This window comes from Pseudomonas sp. RIT-PI-a (assembly GCF_001187875.1).
Classification (GTDB): Bacteria; Pseudomonadota; Gammaproteobacteria; order Pseudomonadales; family Pseudomonadaceae; genus Aquipseudomonas; species Aquipseudomonas coleopterorum.
This window is the reverse complement of record NZ_LGIR01000011.1, coordinates 240,816-260,301: the sequence shown is the minus strand read 5'-3', so window position 1 is coordinate 260,301 and position 19,486 is coordinate 240,816. Positions and strand designations below refer to the sequence as shown.

At 63.7% G+C, this 19,486-nt stretch carries 18 protein-coding genes; 11 read left to right on the top strand and 7 right to left on the bottom strand.

What is annotated here, in order from left to right; translation table 11 throughout:
* The first annotated feature begins 76 nt into the window (after window positions 1–76).
* Complete coding sequence (locus AC788_RS03460) at window positions 77–931, top strand: SDR family oxidoreductase (protein ID WP_049859218.1); 855 nt, start codon at window positions 77–79, stop codon at window positions 929–931.
* Window positions 932–995: 64 nt separating this feature from the next.
* On the opposite strand, the gene AC788_RS03455 is transcribed toward AC788_RS03460, so the two are convergent.
* Window positions 996–2,201: an MFS transporter gene (locus tag AC788_RS03455; RefSeq protein ID WP_049859217.1), complete on the bottom strand. Its 1,206-nt coding sequence runs from the start codon at window positions 2,199–2,201 to the stop codon at window positions 996–998.
* A gap of 115 nt (window positions 2,202–2,316) precedes the next feature.
* Between AC788_RS03455 and AC788_RS03450 the strand changes: the two genes are divergently transcribed.
* From AC788_RS03450 to AC788_RS03415, 8 genes are all read left to right on the top strand, one after another.
* Window positions 2,317–2,940: a TetR/AcrR family transcriptional regulator gene (locus tag AC788_RS03450; RefSeq protein WP_049859216.1), complete on the top strand. Its 624-nt coding sequence runs from the start codon at window positions 2,317–2,319 to the stop codon at window positions 2,938–2,940.
* A 264-nt stretch (window positions 2,941–3,204) separates the two neighbouring features.
* Window positions 3,205–3,855: an aldehyde dehydrogenase iron-sulfur subunit PaoA gene (gene paoA / locus AC788_RS03445; RefSeq protein ID WP_082223584.1), complete on the top strand. Its 651-nt coding sequence runs from the start codon at window positions 3,205–3,207 to the stop codon at window positions 3,853–3,855.
* Window positions 3,852–4,802 (top strand): FAD binding domain-containing protein, encoded by a 951-nt coding sequence (locus tag AC788_RS03440; protein WP_049859214.1) that lies wholly within the window; start codon window positions 3,852–3,854, stop codon window positions 4,800–4,802. The genes paoA and AC788_RS03440 overlap by 4 nt, the downstream gene beginning before the upstream one ends.
* A 56-nt stretch (window positions 4,803–4,858) precedes the next feature.
* Window positions 4,859–7,069: an aldehyde oxidoreductase molybdenum-binding subunit PaoC gene (gene paoC, locus AC788_RS03435; protein ID WP_049859213.1), complete on the top strand. Its 2,211-nt coding sequence runs from the start codon at window positions 4,859–4,861 to the stop codon at window positions 7,067–7,069.
* Window positions 7,070–7,103: 34 nt separating this feature from the next.
* Window positions 7,104–8,018 carry a LysR family transcriptional regulator gene (locus tag AC788_RS03430; protein WP_049859212.1) on the top strand — a complete coding sequence of 305 codons (915 nt, stop codon included), beginning with the start codon at window positions 7,104–7,106 and terminating at the stop codon, window positions 8,016–8,018.
* Between the two features lie 96 nt (window positions 8,019–8,114).
* Window positions 8,115–8,603, top strand: a complete 489-nt coding sequence (locus tag AC788_RS03425) for a MarR family winged helix-turn-helix transcriptional regulator (RefSeq protein ID WP_049859211.1) — start codon at window positions 8,115–8,117, stop codon at window positions 8,601–8,603.
* Window positions 8,604–8,758: 155 nt separating this feature from the next.
* Complete coding sequence (locus AC788_RS03420) at window positions 8,759–9,178, top strand: organic hydroperoxide resistance protein (protein ID WP_049859210.1); 420 nt, start codon at window positions 8,759–8,761, stop codon at window positions 9,176–9,178.
* 144 nt (window positions 9,179–9,322) lie between these two features.
* Window positions 9,323–10,150, top strand: coding sequence for an EamA family transporter (locus AC788_RS03415; protein ID WP_049859209.1), 828 nt, complete (start codon window positions 9,323–9,325; stop codon window positions 10,148–10,150).
* A 16-nt stretch (window positions 10,151–10,166) separates the two neighbouring features.
* On the opposite strand, the gene AC788_RS03410 is transcribed toward AC788_RS03415, so the two are convergent.
* Window positions 10,167–11,081 carry a LysR family transcriptional regulator gene (locus AC788_RS03410; RefSeq protein ID WP_049859208.1) on the bottom strand — a complete coding sequence of 305 codons (915 nt, stop codon included), beginning with the start codon at window positions 11,079–11,081 and terminating at the stop codon, window positions 10,167–10,169.
* Between the two features lie 142 nt (window positions 11,082–11,223).
* On the opposite strand from AC788_RS03410, the gene AC788_RS03405 reads away from it, so the two are divergent.
* Complete coding sequence (locus tag AC788_RS03405; protein WP_049859207.1) at window positions 11,224–11,619, top strand: RidA family protein; 396 nt, start codon at window positions 11,224–11,226, stop codon at window positions 11,617–11,619.
* Between the two features lie 47 nt (window positions 11,620–11,666).
* Here AC788_RS03405 and AC788_RS03400 read toward each other — a convergent pair whose 3' ends face one another.
* Window positions 11,667–12,434, bottom strand: coding sequence for an SDR family oxidoreductase (locus tag AC788_RS03400; RefSeq protein WP_049859206.1), 768 nt, complete (start codon window positions 12,432–12,434; stop codon window positions 11,667–11,669).
* Window positions 12,435–12,553: 119 nt separating this feature from the next.
* Between AC788_RS03400 and AC788_RS03395 the strand changes: the two genes are divergently transcribed.
* Window positions 12,554–13,438: a serine hydrolase domain-containing protein gene (locus AC788_RS03395; protein ID WP_049859205.1), complete on the top strand. Its 885-nt coding sequence runs from the start codon at window positions 12,554–12,556 to the stop codon at window positions 13,436–13,438.
* Between the two features lie 98 nt (window positions 13,439–13,536).
* On the opposite strand, the gene AC788_RS03390 is transcribed toward AC788_RS03395, so the two are convergent.
* From AC788_RS03390 to AC788_RS03375, 4 genes are all read right to left on the bottom strand, one after another.
* Complete coding sequence (locus AC788_RS03390; RefSeq protein WP_049859204.1) at window positions 13,537–14,472, bottom strand: hydroxymethylglutaryl-CoA lyase; 936 nt, start codon at window positions 14,470–14,472, stop codon at window positions 13,537–13,539.
* Window positions 14,469–15,659 (bottom strand): CaiB/BaiF CoA transferase family protein, encoded by a 1,191-nt coding sequence (locus AC788_RS03385; RefSeq protein WP_049859203.1) that lies wholly within the window; start codon window positions 15,657–15,659, stop codon window positions 14,469–14,471. The genes AC788_RS03390 and AC788_RS03385 overlap by 4 nt, the downstream gene beginning before the upstream one ends.
* Before the next feature lie 101 nt (window positions 15,660–15,760).
* On the bottom strand, window positions 15,761–17,620 hold the full coding sequence (locus AC788_RS03380) for an ABC transporter ATP-binding protein (protein ID WP_049859202.1): 1,860 nt from the start codon (window positions 17,618–17,620) through the stop codon (window positions 15,761–15,763).
* 40 nt (window positions 17,621–17,660) lie between these two features.
* A complete protein-coding gene (locus AC788_RS03375; protein ID WP_049859201.1) occupies window positions 17,661–19,472 on the bottom strand; it encodes a putative bifunctional diguanylate cyclase/phosphodiesterase in 1,812 nt (603 codons plus the stop codon).
* Window positions 19,473–19,486: the final 14 nt, after the last annotated feature.

Below are 19,486 nucleotides of genomic sequence, written 5' to 3'. Positions count from 1 at the left end.
CTTTTCGTACGTACTTACTTTTCGTAAGCTTCTATTCTAGCATCGGATTTTCTTCAACGAGAATCGAGGTGCTTTCATGATCGCCATTACCGGTGCAACGGGCCAACTGGGCCGCTTGGTCATCGATGCATTGCTGAAAAACCAGAAACCCGCAGCCCTGAGCGCGTTGGTGCGTGACCCGGCCAAGGCGCGTGACCTGGCCGCCAAAGGCATCGACGTGCGGGCAGCGGACTACAACGAACCCGACACCTTGCACAGCGCGCTGACAGGCGTGGAGCGTCTGTTGCTGATCTCATCCAGTGAAGTCGGGCAACGCCGTGCACAGCACCGCGCCGTCATCGAAGCCGCCCGGTCCGCAGGCGTGAAATTGCTGGCCTACACCAGCCTGCTGCATGCCGACACATCGACGCTCGGCCTGGCCTCGGAGCATCGCGATACCGAACAGGCACTGGCCGAGTCTGGCCTGCCCCACGTCATCCTGCGAAATGGCTGGTACAACGAGAATTACACGGCCGGCATTGCACCGGCTGTCGAACACGGCGCGATTCTGGGCAGCGCGAGGGACGGTCGAATTTCCTCGGCAGCTCGTGCGGACTACGCCGAGGCCGCAGCGGCGGTGCTGAGCCGCGACGACCAGGCCGGCAAGGTCTACGAACTGGCCGGCGACGACAGCTACACCTTGGCTGAGCTGGCCGCCGAAGTGGCGCAACAGTCAGGCAAGGCCGTCGTCTACAACGACCTGCCGCAAGCGCAGTACCAAGAAGCGCTGGTCAGTGTCGGCCTGCCTGTCGAATTAGCGGCGATGCTGGCCGACTCGGACGCCGGCGCAGCCAAAGGTGACCTGTACGACAACAGCCGGCAATTGAGCCAACTGCTGGGTCGCGCCACGATACCGATTGCCCAGTCGGTCAGCGCCGCCCTGAAACACTGATCAACGCTTCAGGGATCGGCAGGGGCAAAGGCGAGCCTGCGGCAACGCCCCTGCCCGCCTGCCTTCAGTGACCGCTGACCACCTGCGCGGAAACCCGGCCTCCTCCGGCAAATCCATGCACCCGCGCCTGGTAGGCAATGCCCAGGCCGATGAGCGTCAAGGCCAGCAGCCCCCAGGGAAACGTACCCACACCCCAATGGCCCAACAAGACGCCCCCCAGTACCCCCCCGCCTGCAATCGCGCTGTTCCACACCACGACATTCATCGACAGGGCCACATCGGCGCCCCGGCCCGCGGAGTCGGCCAGTGCCGTCTGCAACAGGGTGGCGGCGCCGCCGAACGTCAGCCCCCAGATCACCACACCCAGATAAATCGCGATCGCCGAGGTCATGAACAGGCCGAGAAATACTGCAACGGCGGCAAAGCTGGCCAGACTGAACAGGACCGCTGGGCGCAGATGACGATCGACCAGGCGCCCCGTCACCCAGATGCCCGCCAGCGCGGCGATGCCGAAGGCCAGCAGGACCAGATCGACATCGTTGGCCAGCCCCGCCTTGGCTACGAAAGGTGCGATGTAGGTATAGAGGATGTTGTGCGCCAGCATCCAGGTGAACACCACGCCCAGCACCGGCCGCACCCCTGGGGTGAAAAAGACCTCGTGTAACGCCAGCCGCTGGGTCGAAGACTGCCCCGGATAGTCCGGCACCTTGACCAGTACCCAGCCGATCAGCACCAGCGTCAAGACGGACATCAACGCAAACGCCATGCGCCAGCCCATGAAGCCGCCCAGCCAGGTACCCAGGGGCACGCCCAGCGACAAGGCAATCGGGGTGCCAATCATCGCCACGGCCAGCGCCCGGCCCTGCAATTGCGGCACGACCATGCGTCGCGCATACCCGGCAATCAAGCTCCAGGCCAGACCCGCCGACACGCCGGCAAAGAACCTGGCGACCAAGGTCAGTACGTAATGGGACGACCAGGCCGTGATGGAATTGAACAGCAGAAATCCTGCGATCGTCAGCAGCAGGACGGTTCTGCGCCGCCAGCTCTGCGTCGCGATGGTCAACGGGATGGCCGCCAGCAATGACCCCAGGGCGTAGACGGTCACCATCTGGCCAGCCAGCGACGGCGAGATGCCAAGGCCGCTGCCGATCTGCGGAAGCAGGCCAGCGGGCAGCGTCTCGGTGACGATGCAAATGAAACCGGTCATCGCCAGGGCCAATAAAGCGCCGAGCGGGAGTGTGTCGTGTTGTGTTTCATCCGTGGTCATCCGGTGTGCTCCTCTGGATTTATATATCGATCGATACAAATCTAAACAAGCCGCTCAGCGTGGTCAACCACTTATGTATCGTTTAGTATCTATGTACCAACGAAGGAGATCCGACATGGCCCAGATGGGACGTCCTCGTACGTTCGACCGCGACGAGGCAATCACTCAGGCGATGCACCTGTTCTGGGAGCATGGCTACGACGCCACCTCGCTCAGCCAGCTCAAAGCCAGCATTGGCGGGGGTATCACCGCGCCCAGTTTCTACGCCGCCTTCGGCTCCAAGCAGGCGCTGTTCCATGAGGTTGTCGAGCGCTATCTCGGCACCCATGGCCGCGTCACGGAAAGCCTGTTCGATCCCGCCCTGCCTCCCAGGACGGCCATCGAACTAACCCTGCGCCGCTCGGCCAGCATGCAGTCCGAGGCCGGTCACCCAACCGGATGCCTAGTCGCTCTGGGGCTGATGAGCGCCTGTTCGGCCGAGAGCAAAATCATCTCCAAGCCGTTGGTGAACGCAAGAAATGCCAACCGGGCCGGCCTGCGCGCCTGCGTCGAGCGCGGAATCAACACCGGTGAGCTCCCGAAAACCGTGATCCCTGAAGTGCTTGCCACCGCGTTCGACAGTTTTCTGCTGGGCCTGTCGACCCTGGCTCGCGACGGTGTGACGGCGGCTACCCTGGACGCAGCGGTCGATCAGATGATGGGACTGTGGGACAGCCTGAGCACAGGTCACGATGTCTGATCGCCGTTCGGGTCAGCCCCGACAGCGTTGCGATGAACGCTGGCCTCTGTGATTTTCCCTCCACGCCATTACTGAGCGTCATTCACTACATCATCCCGCCCATCGACGTTATCGCCACTCGCCTGATGCCTTAACCTTGAAGGGTGTAGGGGATCTGCTTCAGCAGCTGCTGGATTCACCTGCCTCAATCCGACGTGTCCTTTGCGTGGGTCATTGTTGTTCGTGCCGACGGGCATTGCTGAAGGAGAGAGTGATTTGGATCATCTGCAGCCCAAAGACGGCCTCAGGCTGTCTCGCCGACAGGTATTGGTGGGAACGGCAGGCTCGGCCGTGTCGATGGCCCTGTCGGCTGCGCCAGTGAACGCCGTCGAGCCCGGCAAGACAGCCGCGCAGGCACCGGCGAGCTCTTCTGTGACCTTCACGTTGAACGGTCGCCGGCAGACCCTTGAGGTGGACAACCGAACCACGTTGCTGGATGTGTTGCGCGAGCGCCTGAAGCTCACCGGGACCAAGAAAGGCTGCGACCATGGCCAATGCGGCGCCTGCACCGTGTTGGTGGAGGGACGCCGGATCAACGCATGCCTGAGCCTGGCGGTCATGCATGAAGGCGACAGCATCACCACTATCGAAGGCCTGGGCACGCCGGAGCGTCTGCACCCGATGCAGGCCGCCTTCATCAGGCATGACGGCTATCAATGCGGCTACTGCACGCCTGGACAGATCTGCTCGGCGGTGGCGGTGCTGGCCGAATTGAAAGCCGGCATTCCCAGTCACGTCACCCAGAACCTGATCGCGCCGGTGGTGCAGACCCCAGCCGAACTGCGTGAACGCATGAGCGGCAACATCTGCCGCTGCGGCGCCTACTCCAACATCATCGATGCCATTGCCGAGGTTGCGACGGGGGAAACCGCATGAGGTCATTTACCTACGAGCGTGCGACGTCGCCCGAGCACGCCGTCGCGGCAGCAGCGGCCAACCCCGCAGCGCGCTTCATTGCCGGGGGCACCAATCTGCTGGATTTGATGAAGCTGGAGATCGAAACCCCACAGCACCTGATCGACGTCAACGGCCTGGCCTTCGATACCCTCGAGGCCACGCGCGAGGGTGGTTTGCGCATCGGCGCGCTGGTGCGCAACACCGACCTGGCTGCCGCGCCCGAAGTCAGGCGCGACTATGCCGTGCTGTCCAGGGCCCTGGTGTCGGGCGCATCCGGGCAGCTGCGGAACAAGGCGACGACGGCGGGCAATCTGCTGCAGCGAACGCGCTGCTCGTACTTCTACGACACCAACCAGCCCTGCAACAAACGCCGTCCCGGTACCGGTTGCTCAGCGCTGGGCGGCGTGAGTCGTCAGCAGTCCGTGATCGGTGTCAGCGATGCCTGTATCGCCAGCCATCCCAGCGACATGGCGGTGGCCATGCAGGCACTGGATGCCGCTGTCGAAACCCTGAACGCCAGCGGCCAGACCCGCACGTTTCCGCTCGCGCAGCTCTACAAGGCGCCCGGCGATACGCCTCACTTGGAGTACACCTTGACCCAGGGCGAGTTGATCACGGCGGTCATCCTGCCCAAACCGGCAGGCGGCAGACACATCTACTACAAGGTCCGTGACCGCGCCTCGTACGCCTTTGCCCTGGTCTCGGTGGCGGCAGTGGTGCAGCCGGATCGGACGGGACGGATCGCGCTCGGAGGCGTTGCCTACAAGCCGTGGCACGACGTCGCCGCAGACGCTTTGCTGCCTCAAGGCGCGGCCGCAGTGAGCGCCCGCCTGCTCGGCGACGCCCGCCCCACGGCGCAAAACGCATTCAAGGTGAAACTTGCTGAGCGCACGCTGGGTCTGGCACTGGCTCAAGCGTCGTCGTAACGCCGCCCGTTGCATGTCGCGCTAGCCGACCGGCGAACCGAACAGGAAGATTGCCCATGAAATTCGATACGCCCGCGACGACCAATCCGATCGATCAGCTCAATGTCATCGGCCAGCCCAAAGACCGCATCGATGGCAAGCTCAAGACCACCGGCACTGCCACCTACGCCTATGAGCAGAATGCGGCGGTCACCCATCCTGCCTATGGTTATGTGGTCGGGGCGGCGATCAGCAAGGGGCGCATCTCGTCGATCGACTCGGAGCAAGCCAGGCTGGCATCGGGCGTGATCGCTATCGTCACTCATGAAAATGCCGGCAAGCTGGACAAGGGCGAGTTCTATGTCAGCCGGGCGCTGGGCGGCCCCCAGGTGGATCACTATCACCAGGCCGTGGCCATCGTGGTGGCCGAAACCTTCGAACAGGCTCGCGCGGCGTCTGCACTGCTGCGCATCTATTACGTTCGGGAGGCTGGACAGTTCGACCTGAAAGCCCAGAAAGACGCGGCGCAAACGCCGCCGCCCGCCGCCTTCGGTCCCCCCGCGCAAACCGACGTCGGCGATTTCGACGGCGCGTTCCAACGCGCGGCGGTGCAACTCGACGAAACCTACAGCACCCCGGATCAGGCTCACGCCATGATGGAACCCCATGCCACCATCGCTCAATGGCAAGGCGATCAGCTGACCCTCTGGACCTCGATCCAGCAGATGAACTGGGGCGTTCGCGACTTGGCCAAGACACTCGGCATCGCCAAGGAGCAGGTCCATTTGATCTCGCCCTACATCGGCGGCGGTTTCGGCGGCAAGGGTACGATCCTGTGCGACGCGGTGCTGGCGTCGCTCGCGGCCAGAGAGGCGCGGCGCCCGGTCAAGGTCGCCCTACCCCGGCCGCTGATGTTCAACAATCTGACCCACCGCCCGGCCACCCTGCAGCGTATACGCATCGGTACGGACAGCAATGGCAGCATCACTGCCATAGGTCACGAGAGCTGGTCGGGCAATCTGCGCGGAGGCCGTACCGAACCGGCGACGGCGGCGACCCGCTCGCTGTACGCAGGCGCGAATCGTCTGACGCGCCTGAAACTGGCCGTCCTGGATCTGGCCGAGGGCAACGCCATGCGCGCGCCCGGTGAGGCGCCGGGCATGATGGCGCTGGAAATCGCCATGGATGAAATGGCCGCCAAGCTGAACATGGACCCTGTCAGGTTTCGGGTCATGAACGATACGCAGGTCGATCCCGAACAACCCACCCGACCCTTTTCCAGGCGTCAATTGATCGAGTGCCTGACCCTCGGCGCCGAGCGCTTCGGGTGGAGCAGACGGCGCCCGGCGCCGGCTCAGGTCCTGGACGACGGCTGGTTCATCGGGATGGGGGTGGCCTCGGCCATCCGGGGCGCGCCGACGAGTAAATCCGCCGCTCGCGTACGAGTCGACCGGCAAGGCCGGGTCACCGTGGAAACCGACATGACGGACATCGGCACCGGCACGTACACCATCATTGCCCAGACCGCCGCTGAAATGATGGGCGTGGATATCGATCACGTCGAGGTCCGTCTCGGTGACTCGCGATTCCCCGAGTCTGCCGGGTCAGGCGGCCAATGGGGGGCGGCCTCCTCCACCGCGGGTGTCTATGCCGCCTGTGTGAAGCTGCGCGAAGCCGTTGCGCAGAAACTCGGCCTGGACCCGGTGACGGCCGAGTTCGTCGACGGCCAGGTGCGCGACACCGACGCCAGCTTTGCGCTGGCCAGCGCTGCGGCGCACGGCGATATCGAGGCTGAGGATCTGATGGAATATGGCGATCTGGCCAAACGCTTCTCCCAGCAGACGTTCGGTGCGCACTTCGTCGAGGTCGGGGTGAATGCAGCCACCGGCGAGATTCGCATCCGCCGCCAACTGGCGGTGTGCGCCGCCGGCCGTATCTTGAATCCGAAAACGGCACGAAGCCAGATCATCGGCGGCATGACCATGGGCGCCGGCGCGGCGTTGATGGAGGACATGGTGGTGGACCATCGCCTGGGTTTCTTCGTGAATCACGACCTGGCGGGTTACGAGGTCCCCGTGCACGCCGACATTCACCATCAGGAGGTCATCTTTCTCGATGAAGTCGACCCGTACGCGACGCCGTTGAAAGCCAAGGGGGTGGGTGAGTTGGGCATCTCCGGTGCGGCCGCCGCCATTGCCAATGCCATCTACAACGCCACTGGGGTGCGGGTTCGGGATTATCCGATCACGCTGGACAAGCTCATCGATCAGTTACCCGCTTCTGTATGATTGCCCTTTCAAGTGCTCCGCTAGCGGGTGATCCATGCAACTGAGTCGTGCGAACCTGGCTGACATCATCTATTTCCTGGCCATTGCCAAGCACCAGAGCTTCAGCCGTGCGAGCGTCGAGGTCGGCATCAGCGCTTCGGCGCTCAGTCACGCCATGAAAGGCCTGGAGGCGCGCCTGGGCGTTCGCCTGCTCAATCGCACCACCCGCAGCGTGACCCTTACCGCTGCCGGCGAAGAGTTGCAGGGGCTGGTCAGCCACCCACTGACCGACATCAGCAACGCCCTGGAGACCCTCAACCGGTTGCGCGACGAGCCCGCGGGTCGCATTCGTTTGAACGTCCTCAGCGATGGCGCGAAATTACTGCTTGGCCCTGTCCTGCCGGTGTTCGTGGAGCGCTATCCCGACATCGAAGTGGACCTGACCGTCACCAATCGGATGATCGATGTGATTGGCGAGGGCCACGACGCAGGCATTCGTTTCGGCGGCACGGTACCCAGTGACATGATCGCTCAGCGACTGTCCCCGGATGTGCGCTGGAGCGTGGTGGGCACACCCGGCTATCTCGAGCGCTTCGGTGTGCCCACCCATCCCGAGCAGTTGAAAGAGCATCGGTGCCTGAAGATCCGCCTCGGCAATGCGCGATTGTATGACTGGGAGTTCGTCAAGGACGGCCAGAAACTCGAGGTGCAGGTACCCGGCGCGATCACCATCGATGAAACCCGCGTCGGCGTTGCATTGGTCACCCGCGGAGCCGGTCTGATGTACGTACCTGAACGTGTCATCGCCCGGTACGTCGAGGACGGCACCGTGCAGGAGGTCCTGAAGGACTGGGCCCACACCGATCCCGGCTTCCACATCTACTACTCGAGCTTTCGACAGGTGCCCGTCGGCCTCCGGCTGCTGATCGATCTGATCCGGGAGCTGGAGCCCATGGGACCGCTGCCTTGACGCCAGGATCGTCGGGTGACCGGGCGGAATACGATCTGATTGCGCGCTAAATATATCGACGCTAACTTAGGCTCATTTGCAGTTCAGGATGATTCCATGAGCGTCGACGACAGCCGTCCCATTGCACCCGTCGCAGAGCGCAGCCACCTGTTGCTGGCCAACCAGCTGTGCTTTTCCCTGCACTCCACGTCGCTGATGATGACCAAGGTGTACAAACCGCTGCTTCAGGCCCTCCACCTGACCTATCCTCAGTACCTGGCCATGCTGGTGCTATGGGAGGAGGACGGGCTGACCGTGTCGGACCTCAGCGCCAGGCTGCTCACCGATCCGGGCTCGATGACGCCCCTGCTTAAACGGCTTGAAGCCGAAGGCTTGATCATGCGCACCCGCAGCAGGGACGATGAACGGGTCGTCCGGCTTGTGCTGACCGACGCCGGCAAGGCGCTTCGCCAGGAAGCCGAGAACATCCCGGCCTGCATTCTGGCGGCGTGCGGCATCGCGCAGCAGAAACTGGAAGCGCTGCAAGGGGAGCTTCTGACACTTCGCAGCCAGCTTCAGACGAGCCTGACGCCGCCAGATCAGTAAAAAATCCAGGCGAATCAGAGCGTTGTCGACGCGCATGAAAAACTTCGAAATATTATCTTGCGCACTAAGCATTAGCGCGATAAATTAATCCCAGCTGCCCAGCCCGCACAGGTAAAGCTGGCGGCACCTCAATCCTGTCCTGAAGAGATAAATCCATGAACGTTCTCTATACCGCAACCGCAACTGCCACCGGTGGCCGTGATGGCCGTGCTGTCTCCAGTGACAAGATCCTCGACGTGGCACTGGCAACCCCGAAAGAACTGGGCGGTGCCGGCGGTGCAGCGACCAACCCGGAGCAACTGTTCGCGGCGGGCTACTCGGCCTGCTTCATCGGCGCCCTGAAATTCGTCGCCGGCCAGAGCAAGCGCAGCGTGCCGGCCGACACCTCGATCACGGCCAAAGTGGGCATCGGCCAGATCCCCGGCGGTTTCGGTCTGGACATCGATCTGCACATCCACCTGCCAGGTCTGGAACAGGCCGACGCCGAAGCGCTGGTCGAAGCGGCCCACCAGGTCTGCCCGTACTCCAATGCTACCCGCGGCAACGTCGACGTTCGTCTGCACGTCACTGTCTGATGCACCCCTGCGATCGCTCTGATCGCAATGGCTGGCCCCGCAGTTCGCCTGAACTGCGGGGCCTCCTTACACGCTACTGATGTGATATCGACGACAAGCAAACTTCGCTGTCCTGCCTCCTGCTTGCTGGCCTAGAATGCCGCAATGCCCATCTCCACTGTCTCCCTCGTATTATTCGCCGCCCTGTTGCATGCCGGTTGGAACGCCCTCCTGCGCGGTGGCGCGGATCGGCTGTGGTCGATGACCGTCATGTGCCTGGCCGTGGCCGCGACCTGCATCGTGCTGGCCTTGTTCATGCCTGTCCCCGCCCAGGCAAGCTGGCCCTATGCCGTGCTCTCGGGCGTGCTGCACGTGGGCTACAACCTGTTTCTGGTGCGCAGCTACCGGATGGGCGACCTCGGGCAGACCTATCCGGTTGCCCGCGGCTCGTCGCCGATCCTGATCGCGCTGGGTGCAGCGATATTCGCCGGCGAGCACATCCAGGCCAGTGCCTTGACCGGCATCTGCCTGGTCTCGGGCGGGATCATTCTGCTGGCCTTCAGCAAGGGCAAACTGGCCGTTCCCAGCTTGCCGTACGCCCTGGGCACTGGCGCGTTCATCGCGGCCTACAGCGTCACCGACGGCATCGGTGCGCGCCTGTCCGGCGCCCCCATGGCCTATACCGTGTGGATGTGTGTGCTGTGGGGGGTGCTGATGCCGATGGTGTATATCGGTCGGCGCGGAGCGCGCAGCCTGTTTGCCTATCGTCCCGGAATGGCGACGGCTGCCGCCGGTGGCCTGGTGTCGCTGCTGGCCTACGGCATCGTCATCCAGGCGATGACCGATGCGCCCATGGGCATGGTCTCGGCGCTGCGCGAGACCAGCGTGCTGTTCGCAGCCTTGATCGGCTGGTTCTTCCTAGGCGAGAGCCTGACCGTGCGCAAGGTGCTGGCATGTACGATCATCGCCGCAGGCACCATCATCATCGGTTGACCGCGCAGGCTTGGTATCACCCGCTCGCCGCTCCTTGGAACGGCAACAGTTCCACCACCCACTCGATGAATACCCGAAGCTTCAAGCTGATGTGTCGATTGGGCGGATAGGCGATGTACATCGGCATGGACTCCAGTTGCCAGTCCTGGAACAACGCAACGAGCTCGCCGCGCGCCACGGGTGCGCGGGCCATGTACTCCGGTAGCCACAAGACACCCATGCCAGCCAGCCCGGCGGCCAGATAGGCATTGCCGTCGTCGACCGAAAGCACCGCTTGGCCGCGTACGGTCACGCGCTCGCCGTCGCGCTGCAGGGTGTAGGCCAGCGCCCTGCCCGTCCGCGCCCAGAGAAAGCCGATCACGCGGTGATCGGACGCTTCCAGATCGCCGGGATGCTGGGGCGTGCCGAGTCGGCGCAAATAGCCGGGCGCTGCATAGACCCCCAGTTGCAGGTCGCCCAGGCGGCGCGCCATCAGCGATTGATCGCTCAGTTCACCACCGCGTACGACACAGTCCACGTTCTCGCCGATGATATCGACCATACGGTCGCTGACGCCCATGTCGATCTGGATATCCGGGTAGCGGCGATGAAACTCGGGCAGGGCCGGCATCAGCACATGGCTGGCGAAGGGACTGGGCACGTCGACCCGCAGCCTGCCGCGCGGCACGGTGGCGGCACTGGACAGACCGGTCTCGGCGTCGTCCAGATCGGCGAGCAGGCGCACCACCCTGTCGTAGTAGACGGCGCCGTCGGCGGTGACGTTGACCCGGCGCGTGGTGCGGTTGAGCAGCTTCACCCGCAGACGCGCTTCGAGCTGCTGCACCAGTTGGGTCACCGTGGTCTTGCTCATGTGCAGGGTGTGCGCCGCCTGGGTAAAACTGCCCGTCTCCACTACTCGCGCGAACGCCTGCATGGCATCGAAACGGTCCATCGGTACCTCGTTGTCAGGAGCCATTGTTTGGGAAACGCAAACAGTCCTGGCCAGATTTGCTCGTTTATCCCGCCAGGGCAAGCCTCTACTGTTTCCCTTCGATAGATAACGGGTCGCCCGGCCCGCTTACGGAGGCAATCCCATGACTCAACGTGACGTCGTTTTTCCAGTCGGCCGCCAGGCCCTTTATGAACGCAACCGCTATTCACCCGCCGTTCGCAGCAATGGCCTGCTGTTCGTGTCCGGCCAGGTCGGCAGCCGCGAGGACGGCTCACCCGAGCCGGACCTGCGAGACCAGGTGCGCCTGGCCTTCCAGAACCTCAACGCCGTGCTGCACGCGGCGCAGTGCACCTTCGACGATGTGGTGGACGTGACGGTGTTCATCGTCGATCCGCAATCCCGGTTCGAAACCATCTGGGAAGTGGTGCCTGAATACTGGGGCCAGGCGCCTTTCCCGAACATCACCTGCGTGGGGGTGACGTGGTTGTATGGCTTCGATTTCGAGATCAAGGTGATAGCCAAGTTGCCTGAGGTTTGAAGGGTCCAAGGCGTCGACCAGGCACGGATCAGAACGTACCTTGTGCCCTACTCCCCCGCCCGCGCCGCAGCCATCTGGTCGTTGAAGTTCGTGAAGAACGGTCCATAGCCGCCATTGGCTTCGGCGAAACGCAAGGGCTTGACCCGCTCGACGAGAATCTCCTCGGCATCCGGCGAGCGTTCGAAAATCGCCATGACTTCGTCGATGAACTCCGCCAGCGGCATCGCATGGGGGTCGTTGGCTTGGCGCTGGCCCATCAGTTCGGTTTGGACGTACGGCGGCACTAGTTCGTGGACCTTCACGGCGGTGTCCTTGAGCTGGTAGCGCAGTGACTGGCTGTAGGAGTGGACCGCCGCCTTGGTTGCGCAGTAGCTGGGGGTCAGGGCCAACGGAACGAACGCCAACCCGGAGGAGACCGTCACGATGGCCGCGTGGGGTCGAGTGAGAAAGTGCGGCAGCAGCAGGCCATCCAGATGAATGGGGCCCAGCAGGTTGGTAGCGACCGTGGCTTCGAGTTCGGTGGGACCTGCGCGCAGTGACTCGCCGCGCATGATGCCGGCCGAGTGAATGACCGTGTTGAGGTCCGGGTGGCGTTCGATCAGCTGTTCGACAACCCGTTGCCGGTCCTGCGCATCGCTGGTGTCGAGCGCCGTGTAGTGCAAGCCGGGATTGGCCTGAGCCACTTGTTCGAGCAGTGACTCTCGGCGCCCCGCGATGATCACTTCGTTGCCTCGGGCCAGAAAGGCTTCGGCCAGGGCGCGACCGATGCCGCTGCCGCCACCGGTGATCAGGATCGTGTTGCCTGTGGTGTGCATGGGAGTCTCCAGTGAGATGGGGAAGTCATTGCGCTTGAGTCTGGTCTACCATAGGACGCGCGGGAGCAAGGCGCCAGCTGCCCGCATCTCCGTTCATTCGTTTGCCTTGCGAGCCACTCATGCAGATCGTCCTCATCGTCAACGGCCAACAGCTGCAACCTCCTCATCAGACCGAACCTGCGGTGCCATGGTGGAGCTTCACCAAGACGGTGCTGGCGGCCACAGCGCTGGCTCTGGTGCGTGACGGACGGCTGCGTCTGGACGACCCGCTCGCCGGCGCCCGCTACACCTTGCGCCAACTGCTGCGGCACGAGGCAGGGCTCGCAGACTACGGCGAGCTCGCCGACTACCACGCCGCCGTCGCGCGTCACGAGACTGCGTGGCCAGCGCAGGAAATGCTCGAACGATTGCAGGCCGAGCGTCTGCGGTACACCCCTGGCGAAGGCTGGCGCTATTCGAACGTCGGCTACTGGCAGGTGGCCCGGCTGATAGAGCGCACCAGCGACCTGTCGCTGGCCGACGCCGTCCGCACGCGCGTGCTGCAGCCGCTGAACATCGCTGACACGGTACGTTTCGCGACGTCCAGGGTAGAGCTCGGGCAATCCTGCGCCAGCCTTGCCCGCTATGATCCGGGCTGGGTGTATCACGGCTTGCTGATCGGCCCGCTGTCGCAGGCGGCGCTGCTGGTCGATGGTCTGCTGGGGGGTGCTCTGCTGCCCGCCGGGTTGCTCCAGACCATGCAGGACACCACGACATTGGGCGGGCCGATACCCGGTCGACCGTGGCTGGCGCCAGGCTATGCGCTGGGGCTGATGCGTGGGCCCGTGGCTGGGGGGCTGGTACTGGCGGGACACACCGGATGCGGGCCCGGCAGCGTCCTCGCGGTGTACAGAGGCCTCATGGACGAGCGATCGGTGAGCTGTGCTGCTTTTGCCGAAACCGCGGGCGAAGGTGAGGTCGAGGGCGCCGTGGTTGAGCAGATACGCCGGCATGTCGCAGGGTGATGCACCGCGGCAATCTCTTCACGTCACCAAGCGCTCCGACGAGGGGGTGAACCTTGGTCGCCAGTCCGCAGATACCGTCATCGATGCAGCCGTGCCGGTCAGCCAAGCCCCGACGGCAACGGATGAAGGTCCCGATTACGGCCCGCCTTCGCCACCTGCCCCGGCATCTCATGCCCCAACAGTGCCGGCAAGGTGCGGGACAGCTCGAGCAGACGGGGCAGATCGATGCCAGTGGGAATGCCTATTTCCTCGCACAGGTTCACCAGGTCCTCAGTGCAGATGTTGCCCGACGCGCCGGGTGCGAACGGGCATCCGCCCAAGCCACCCAGCGATGCATCGAAGCGCCGGGCCCCGGCTTCATAGGCTGCCAGCACGTTGCTCAGCCCCAGCCCGCGGGTGTTGTGAAAGTGCAGCGTCAGCGCATCGGCGGGCAGTTGCTCCAACACCCGCCGGACCAGTCCATACACCTGGCGCGGATTGGCCATGCCGGTGGTGTCGGCCAGGGTCACGCCTTGCAGGTCCAGCCGTTGGTAGGCATCGACCAGGCCCATGACAACCGTTTCATCGATGTGCCCTTCGAACGGGCAGCCGAAGGTCGTGGCAACGGTACCGTTAAGGCTGACCGACGTGCCGCGAGCCAGCTCGACCACCTCGGCGAAGCCCGCCAGGGACTGCTCCCGACTCATGCGCATGTTGGCGAGGTTATGACTCTGGCTGGCTGACAGCACCAGGTTGAGCTCGTCAGCCTTGGCTGCGAGGGCACGCTGCGCACCCTTGAGGTTCGGGATCAATGCCACGTAGGTGACGCCCGGCTGGCGTACGATGCCGCCAAACACCTGCTCACCATCGCGCAAGGCTGGCACGGCCTTGGGCGAAACGAAGGAGCCAGCCTCTATACGGCTGAAGCCGGCGAGCGAGAGCTGGTCGATCAAGGCGATCTTGTCTTGGGTGGCGACCCACATCGGTTCGATCTGCAGGCCGTCACGCGGCGCCACCTCCTGAACGATGAGACGTTGCGAGTAATCGCTGATCATTGCACGATGCCCTCATCCTTCAGGCGCTGGATGGCGCTCTCGCTCAAACCCAGCTCGGTCAGTACAGCCTGGGTGTGTTGGCCCAGGCTCGGCCCTTGCCAGTTGATCACACCGGGAGTTTCGGACAGTTTGGGCACCACGCCGGGCATTTTCGTTTCCACCCCACCGGGCAGTTGCGCGTCGAGAATCATGCCCCGTGCCTGATAGTGCGGGTCGGCGACGATATCGGCGACCGAGTAGATGCGCCCGGCAGGCACCTCCGCTGCTTCCAGCACGCGCAGCACTTCATCGATGGGACGCTGAGTGCTCCACGCGCTGATGGCACCATCGAGCATATCGCTCTGCGCGGCGCGGCCGTCGTTGTGGGCAAACGCAGGGTCGTCGCCCAGATCGCCTCGACCGATGGCGGTCATCAGGCGCTTGAAAATGGGATCGCTGTTGCCCGCGATCACGACATAACCGCCATCGGCAGTCGGGTAGGTGTTGGACGGCGCGATGCCGGGCAACGCGCCACCGCTGCGCTCGCGCACGTGGCCGAGCATGGCGTATTCCGGTACCAGGCTTTCCATGACATTGAAGACGCTTTCGGCCAGCGACACATCGACCACCTGGCCGTCACCCTGGCCGGTCTTGACCCGCAGCAACGACATCAGCGCGCCCATCACCGCATGCATGGACGCCAGCGAGTCGCCTAGGCTGACACCCACTCGCGCCGGCGGTGAGTCCGGATTCCCGGTGGTGTAGCGAATACCGCCCATAGCCTCGCCGATCGCGCCGAAACCCGGCCGATCACGATACGGGCCGGACTGGCCATAGCCGGAAATGCGCACCAGGGTCAGCTTGGGATTGAGCGCGTGCAGCACATCCCAGCCCAAGCCCAACTTTTCCAAAGCGCCGGGGCGCAGGTTCTCGATCAGCACATCGGCGCTTTCGGCCAGTTGCTTGACGATCTCGATACCCTCGGCGGACTTCAGATTCAGTGCCAGGGATTTCTTGTTGCGCGATTGCAGGTACCACCACAACGAGGTGCCTTCGTGGAGTTTGCGCCACTTGCGAAGGGGATCGCCCTGCCCCAGGGTTTCGATCTTGATCACCTCGGCACCGAACTCGCCGAGCAGGCGCGCAGCGAACGGTGCAGCGATGAGGGTTCCGATTTCGATGACGCGGATTCCGCTCAGAGCAGTCATGGGGGCAACCTCGATATGCCTTGGAATTTGCACCAAGACTAGAGGCATACCCGCGGCAATTACCAGCCGCGGGGCAACGATCGGTGAACATCCGTCACCATTCAGCCCTGATTGACACCCTCGGGCACCAGTTGATCCTCACCCAGGAAACCACCGCTCTGGTGCTGCCACAACCGGGCATAGATGCCGTTTTTGGCCAGCAATTCGGCGTGGGTGCCCTGCTCCAGAATCCGACCTTGATCCATGACGATGAGGCGATCCATGGCAGCGATGGTCGACAGGCGATGCGCGATGGCGATCACGGTCTTGCCCTGCATCATGTGATCCAGGCTTTCCTGGATCGCCACTTCGACTTCCGAATCCAGCGCGCTGGTGGCCTCGTCGAGCAACAGGATCGGCGCATTCTTGAGCATTACCCGCGCGATCGCCACGCGCTGGCGCTGGCCGCCGGACAGCTTGATGCCGCGCTCGCCCACCAGCGTGTCGTAGCCACTGTGGCCCTGACGGTCGCTCAATTGGCTGATGAATTCGTCAGCCTGAGCGCTCGCCGCGGCGCTGCGTACTTGCTCGTCGGTCGCATCGGGACGGCCATAGGCGATGTTGTCGCGAATGGAACGGTGCAGCAGCGAGGTGTCCTGAGTGACCATGCCGATGGCGCTGCGCAGGCTGTCCTGGGTCACGTGGGCGATGTTCTGCCCATCGATGCGGATCTCGCCGCTGTCGACATCGTAGAAGCGCAGCAGCAGGTTGATCAGCGTCGACTTGCCCGCCCCCGAACGCCCCACCAGGCCGATCTTCTCGCCCGCGCGGATGTTCAGGCTCAGGCCGTCGAGCACCTGACGTTCACCGTTGTAGTTGAAACTGACGTTGTCGAATGTCACTGCACCGCCTGTGGTGCTCAGTTCGCCGGCATTGACCGCGTCCTGCACCTTGGCGCCCCGGGTCAGGGTGCCCATGCCATCCTGCAGGGTGCCGATGTTTTCGAACAACGAGGTCATCTGCCACATGATCCAGTGCGACATGCCGTTGATGCGCAAGGCCATGGCCGTGATCGCCGCCACGGCGCCGGTGCCGATCTCGCCCAGGTGCCAGAGCCACAGGGCATAGCCACCGGCCGCCATGAGCAGACCGACCACCAGCGCCTGGTTGACGATCTCGAACTGGCTGACCAGACGCATCTGGCGAAAGCCGGTGTTCTTGAAGTCTTCCATGGCCGCGCGGGCGAAATGCGCCTCGCGATTGGAATGGGAGAACAGCTTGACCGTAGCAATGTTGGTGTAGGCATCGGAGATGCGTCCGGTCATCGACGAACGCGCATGGGCCTGCTCCTGGCCGACCTTGCCCAGGCGTGGCACGAAGTACCACATCGCCAGGCCGAACAGAATGAGCCAGGCCACGAACGGCAGCATGAGCTTGGGCGCGAAGCCGCCGGCCAGCGCGATGATGGCGATGAAATACACGCCGATGCCGGGCAGGATCTCGATCAGGGTGAACAGCACGTCGCGTACGGCCAGGGCGGTCTGCATCACCTTGGTGGTGACCCGTCCGGAAAACTCGTCGGAGAAGAACGACAGGCTTTGCCGCAGCATCAACCGGTGAAAGTCCCAGCGCAGCCTGAGCGGCAGGTTGATCGCCAGAATCTGGTGCTGAACCATGGTGCGCAAGGCGACCAAGGCGATGCTGCCCACCATGACCAGTCCCATGCCCCACAGCACACGGCTTTCCTGGGCGGCAGCCTCGCCGCCCTGCTGCCAGGTGGTGAGCAGGTCGACGACCTGGCCCAGGAAGGAAAACAGCCAGGCTTCATAGATCGACACGGCGGCGCTGAGGACGGCGAAGGCGATGATGTAGCCCCGCGCACCGCGGGTGCAGGCCCATAGAAAGCGCGCCAGACCGGTTGGCGGTGGTGGCACTTCGTCAGGTGGAAAAGGGTCGAGCCTGCGTTCGAATGCGCGAAGCATGGGGGTCTCCATTGGAATCAAGTGGCGCAGATTCTGCCACTTAATGACCGCCAGGTGGGTCGCAATGGATGGCTTTGCCAACAATGGCCTGGTTCTGGATCCACGTGACCAGCTCTTCGGCGGGCATCGGCATGGCGATGAAGTACCCCTGCCCCTCGTCGCAACCCCAGCTTTTCACCGCGTCGAAATTGGTCTGGTTTTCGATACCTTCGGCCACGACCTTGTAGCCCAGGCGCTGGGCCAGGTCGATGAGCGTGATGACCAGGCGCCGGTCCCGTTCCTCGTTCTGGATGTCCTTGATCAGTGAACGGTCCAGCTTCACCGAGGTGGCCGGCAATTCGCGCAGGTAGGTCCAGTTGCTGTAACCGGTGCCGAAGTCATCGATGGAAATCTCGACGCCCAGTGCCCGCAGGCGCGTCAGCTGGTTGCGGCATTCGGCGGGATTTTTGATCAGCGCGCCCTCGGTGAACTCGATCTCCAGCGTCGTGGCCTCAACACCATGGCGTATGAGCGCCTGGATCAGCCGGTCGGTGAAGGCCGGCCCCTCGAGGTCACAGGGGCTGACGTTGATCGCCACCTTGAAGTCGTACCCGGCATCTCGCCACTGCCGCGTCTGCTGGATGGCCGCCTCGACCACCCAGACGCTCAACAGACGGATCAGATCGGTCTTTTCCGCGAGCGGCACGAACTCATCCGGCCCGATCGGGCCCAGGGTCGGATGGGTCCAGCGCAGCAACGCCTCGACCGCACAGCAGCGTCCGCTGGCGAAATCGATGCGCGGCTGGAACACCAGCCCCAGTTGCTCGGACTCTTCCAGGGCATAGGACAGCGAACTGAGCAACACGAAGGCACGCTGCTGGGCGATGTCCAGCTCGGCCTGGTACCTGGCCCAGCCAATGCCCCGGTCGCGTGCGTAATCGGCAGCGCTGACCACGAGGCGGACCCAGTCGCGGTCGTCGATGGTATGGCGGTCGAGTTCCAGCGCGCCCATGCCGATCTGGGCGCGAATGGGAATGCCGTCGTGCTCGACCGGCAGGGCGAAGGCCGTGGAAAACTTTTCGTACAAGGTCGACAGGCACTCGTCCCGCGGCTTGATGAACGCGAAGCGCGTGAGGCCGATTCGATAGAGCACGCACTCAGGCCCTATCAGGCTGGCCACCCGGCGGCTGATTTCACTGACCAGGTGCTGGGAAAACGAATAGCCCAGTGCCTTGACGATATCGTTGACGAAGCCGGGCGAGAGGAAATCCACCGCGATCAGCAGCGGCTCTTCGCGCTGACTGAGGTGGCGGTGAATGTCTTCTTCCAGACGGATGCGGTTCATCAGGCGCGTGGGCCGGTCGATAAACGACGCGGCACGCAGGTCGTGCAGCCGCAGCACCACCAGCTGGGACAGATGATGCAGGCTGGCCAGCTGAGCCGCCGACATCGGCGGGCGCGGTTTCTGGTCGATGACGCACAGGCTGCCCAGGGCGAGGCCGTCGTGGGTCAGCAACGGAACGCCGGCGTAATAGCGGATGCCCGGTGCACCGGTGACCAGTTCGTTGTGCCGGAAGCGTGGATCGAGGTGGGTATCCGGAATTTCGAAGAAGTCATCGACCAGAATGGTGTGGCCGCAGAACGAGACGTCTCGCGATGTGGAAGTCGCACTGATGCCGATCTTGGCCCGGAACCATTGCTGCTGTTCTTCGAGAATGGAGATGAGCGCGATCGGCGTGTCGAACACCTCCACGGCCAGGGCAACGATCCGGTCCAGCACCTCGTCGTCGACCGCGTCGCGGTAGCACAGGTCGGCAACACGCCGAACGCGCTCACGCTCGTTGTCTGGCAAAGGTGGAGCGAAATGGGTCATCACTGTGGTCGTTG

Coding starts and splice junctions, on each gene's coding strand:
- AC788_RS03460 (WP_049859218.1), top strand. CDS start 77: ATGATCGCCATTACCGGTGCAACGGGCCAACTGGGCCGCTTGGTCATC.
- AC788_RS03455 (WP_049859217.1), bottom strand. CDS start 2,201: ATGACCACGGATGAAACACAACACGACACACTCCCGCTCGGCGCTTTA.
- AC788_RS03450 (WP_049859216.1), top strand. CDS start 2,317: ATGGCCCAGATGGGACGTCCTCGTACGTTCGACCGCGACGAGGCAATC.
- AC788_RS03440 (WP_049859214.1), top strand. CDS start 3,852: ATGAGGTCATTTACCTACGAGCGTGCGACGTCGCCCGAGCACGCCGTC.
- paoC (WP_049859213.1), top strand. CDS start 4,859: ATGAAATTCGATACGCCCGCGACGACCAATCCGATCGATCAGCTCAAT.
- AC788_RS03430 (WP_049859212.1), top strand. CDS start 7,104: ATGCAACTGAGTCGTGCGAACCTGGCTGACATCATCTATTTCCTGGCC.
- AC788_RS03425 (WP_049859211.1), top strand. CDS start 8,115: ATGAGCGTCGACGACAGCCGTCCCATTGCACCCGTCGCAGAGCGCAGC.
- AC788_RS03420 (WP_049859210.1), top strand. CDS start 8,759: ATGAACGTTCTCTATACCGCAACCGCAACTGCCACCGGTGGCCGTGAT.
- AC788_RS03415 (WP_049859209.1), top strand. CDS start 9,323: ATGCCCATCTCCACTGTCTCCCTCGTATTATTCGCCGCCCTGTTGCAT.
- AC788_RS03410 (WP_049859208.1), bottom strand. CDS start 11,081: ATGGACCGTTTCGATGCCATGCAGGCGTTCGCGCGAGTAGTGGAGACG.
- AC788_RS03405 (WP_049859207.1), top strand. CDS start 11,224: ATGACTCAACGTGACGTCGTTTTTCCAGTCGGCCGCCAGGCCCTTTAT.
- AC788_RS03400 (WP_049859206.1), bottom strand. CDS start 12,434: ATGCACACCACAGGCAACACGATCCTGATCACCGGTGGCGGCAGCGGC.
- AC788_RS03395 (WP_049859205.1), top strand. CDS start 12,554: ATGCAGATCGTCCTCATCGTCAACGGCCAACAGCTGCAACCTCCTCAT.
- AC788_RS03390 (WP_049859204.1), bottom strand. CDS start 14,472: ATGATCAGCGATTACTCGCAACGTCTCATCGTTCAGGAGGTGGCGCCG.
- AC788_RS03385 (WP_049859203.1), bottom strand. CDS start 15,659: ATGACTGCTCTGAGCGGAATCCGCGTCATCGAAATCGGAACCCTCATC.
- AC788_RS03380 (WP_049859202.1), bottom strand. CDS start 17,620: ATGCTTCGCGCATTCGAACGCAGGCTCGACCCTTTTCCACCTGACGAA.
- AC788_RS03375 (WP_049859201.1), bottom strand. CDS start 19,472: ATGACCCATTTCGCTCCACCTTTGCCAGACAACGAGCGTGAGCGCGTT.